Consider the following 2,944-nt stretch of genomic DNA (forward strand, 5'->3'; position numbering starts at 1 on the left):
CTGATAAGAGTTAACGAAATGAAACAAGGTGATAAATATGGATTTTGAAATAAATTTTCTTTCCTTTTATGTAGTACAAGTAGAAGGAAAAGGTGAAGCAGTTGATAAACGCTACAAACATTTTCAAACATTAGACGCTGAAGAGTATGAAGATAGCTCTTTAAAAGAATTTTTGAATGGTGAATTATTAAAAATTTCAAAGCGAAAAGTAGAACGTCACGCAAAAACAGAACAAGCCCCAACAAAGATTGGTYGCTTTATTGTAGAAGAAGGGCACGAACTCGATTCAAACCCTCATTACAACTTATTTAATCGTATTCGTTTTGCAGAAACAAAAGAAAACTTCAAAGATATGAGCGAACCTCTCGTTTATACATACCTTGACACAAGCGCTGTACGTGGTGGTGTATTTTTAATCGCTCAAGCAAAACTACGCAAATACTTTGATGATCCATTCGTATTCGTAATGAAATGTGACTTCGAACCAAAGGTTGCTTCCATTTCTGATGAATCAACACTTATTCGTAACGTTGAAATGGCCATCACAACAAAGAATATGAAATCTATCCAGTACCCATACATGCCTGAAGAAGGTATGGTGGAGCCTGGCGAACTAAAAATACACCAAGCATCACACGCCCGCTACTTTGAAGACTTCTTAAAATTCGTCGAATACGAACGCTCTATGCCTGAAATTATGAAAACACAAGTAATGGACATGGTATACGACCAAATTGAAGATGTATTTGAAGAAGGTACTGAAGAACGTGAACAGTTCGACCAAGCGATGGAAGTATGGGCTGCCAGTCCGAAACGCGAAATTATGGAACAATTTTCAACAGAAGAAGTAATGGAAGCTACCGCTCAAATCGTCGAGCACGCCCCTGAAGTGGAATTAAAGCTAAAAGCAGATCATATCTCTGTGAAGGCTTTGCTTGCTGATTTCGGAGACCTAATACATATTGCAAAGGTAAACGACCGATATGTATTAATGATTGAGGCTGATACACTTACGTTTGAGAAAGGCTTCTCTCCAATTGAGTTTTTGAAGCCGGATGAATTACAAGACGTAATTGAGCGGATTGAGAATAAACAGCAGTATTCTTATGATCCGAATGGGATTGAATAAATGCTTCCATATACCTATTTTTACTGAGCTCTATTAACAAGCGCTCTTTTATTTGGGACATAGTTGACATTTATATTAAAAACCGATTCTACTAAGAATCGGTTTTTCTTCTTTATAACAAATATGCTTATTTTTAAAAATATTTTTGCTCCAAGATGACATTTCTTGTAGAATCAAGCAGATTCCTTCCTTGTTGTACAAGCGTATTTCCATGAGAGACATCTACTTCAATATTTCTAGTTGACCAAGTCCTTCTATAAGTTTTTGGTGTTTTTCCTTTTAGTCATTATGTATGTTGTTAACATGAAAATTTCACTTTACTACCTCAAATTTATTGTACTCGTAAAAAGATAATTGAAAACGATATTCCGGATGCTCTCTCACCCAATCGTAGGCTTCTTCTAAAATATCCATTTTATTTTGCACGTCATTAAGTTCACTACATTCGTTCCTTTTCTGTTTACATAGAGGACAGAACCCACCCACTATCTCGGCATTCATCGCACGAATCGTTTTACTTTCTAAGTCAACTACTAGATGAAGAATAAGAGAATGCTCCGCTTTTGTAGTCACCATCATTTCAGCAATTCCATCCTCATTCCAAAAGACACCATTTAATTCCATCTGTACGGTGACATCTTTGATTTCCAAGTCTATCACTATCACACCTCCCTTGTATAAGACTCTTACCTTACTCTTCGATTTTAATCTTTAATACACCACGAGCTAAAGATATATTAAGATTTTTCCAATTCTTCTTCTTTGCTATGAAAGGAAGTGTAATTAGTGCAAATAGTGTGGTAAATATTATCAAAAAAACTAAAACGGTTAAAATGTTAAAGATTGCTTCCATTAAACTACACTCTTTTCTATGTATATCCGTACTAAAAACAACAAAATATTCCATTAACAATACAGGACAAGCCGTGAATTTTCCAACTAAACTTCAGCAACTTAATCCTGAAGTCTAGTTGTACATATGAATAAAATAAATTTTATTACTAACTTTCTTCTACTACTTTCTCCATCACAGCCAAATACCTAAGCTGCCGCTCCGCTTTTCTCACCGCAGTAGGAAAGTGTTTTTTCAGAAGTTCTACTGCGGATTCACTTATATAATATCTTTCCGTTATACTTTCCCACGTGTCACTACTTTCAAATGCACTCCATACAAAAGGACGCTCTGTATTTTTTCTCAGTTCTTTAAACACCCATTTCCGCATCCTTTTTTTCGCTTTTTCTGTTAGTTTTCCGTTCTTTACAAGTTCAAGCTCACCATGTCTCTTGTATCGCTTGTTAATATCTCTCTCGCCATATACTTTCAGAAAGATATTTGCTGTATTCTCAGCATCTGCTAAAGCCCGGTGCTGCTTCCCTTCCCACGTTAAGCCGAGCTGATCCACTGCAAATTGTAAACTTGGTGTATGCTCAAATAATTCTTCATACGCCTGAAAAACAAATTTTTGCACATCAAATCTGCTCTCTTTTTCCATACATGGGCATTCTACACYGTATAATGTACAATCTTGAGATAGAAAACGGTAATCTTCTTTTCCCCATGAAACAAATATWGAATCTTCTCCGATGAACTGAATAAATTTCTCTATAATTTGAGGGAAATTCCCTACACCTATTAAATCTTTCTTTGTAATTCCAGTTAATTTTGTTGTATGACGAGTTAATGGGGCACTTGGTTTTACTAACTCTGAAAATTCTCCAATAACCTTCATTGTACTCACATCTATTTTTACAGCTCCAATATCAACTATTTCTGACGGATCTTCTGATTTATACGGCCTAAAATTCCTTTCAATA

Annotated in this window: 3 protein-coding genes; 1 reads left to right on the plus strand and 2 read right to left on the minus strand. The window is 35.6% G+C overall.

Annotation, left to right across the window (positions count from 1 at the left end):
- Positions 1-37 precede the first annotated feature (37 nt).
- Complete coding sequence (locus AC1DJR_RS24340; protein ID WP_477003700.1) at positions 38-1,129, plus strand: DUF3900 domain-containing protein; 1,092 nt, start codon at positions 38-40, stop codon at positions 1,127-1,129.
- A 312-nt stretch (positions 1,130-1,441) separates the two neighbouring features.
- On the opposite strand, the gene AC1DJR_RS24345 is transcribed toward AC1DJR_RS24340, so the two are convergent.
- Positions 1,442-1,789 carry a hypothetical protein gene (locus AC1DJR_RS24345; RefSeq protein ID WP_429687883.1) on the minus strand — a complete coding sequence of 116 codons (348 nt, stop codon included), beginning with the start codon at positions 1,787-1,789 and terminating at the stop codon, positions 1,442-1,444.
- A gap of 341 nt (positions 1,790-2,130) precedes the next feature.
- Positions 2,131-2,943 (minus strand): exonuclease, encoded by an 813-nt coding sequence (locus tag AC1DJR_RS24350; protein WP_477003701.1) that lies wholly within the window; start codon positions 2,941-2,943, stop codon positions 2,131-2,133.
- Position 2,944 lies beyond the last annotated feature (1 nt).

It is taken from the genome of Bacillus sp. 05T31, assembly GCF_056396725.1.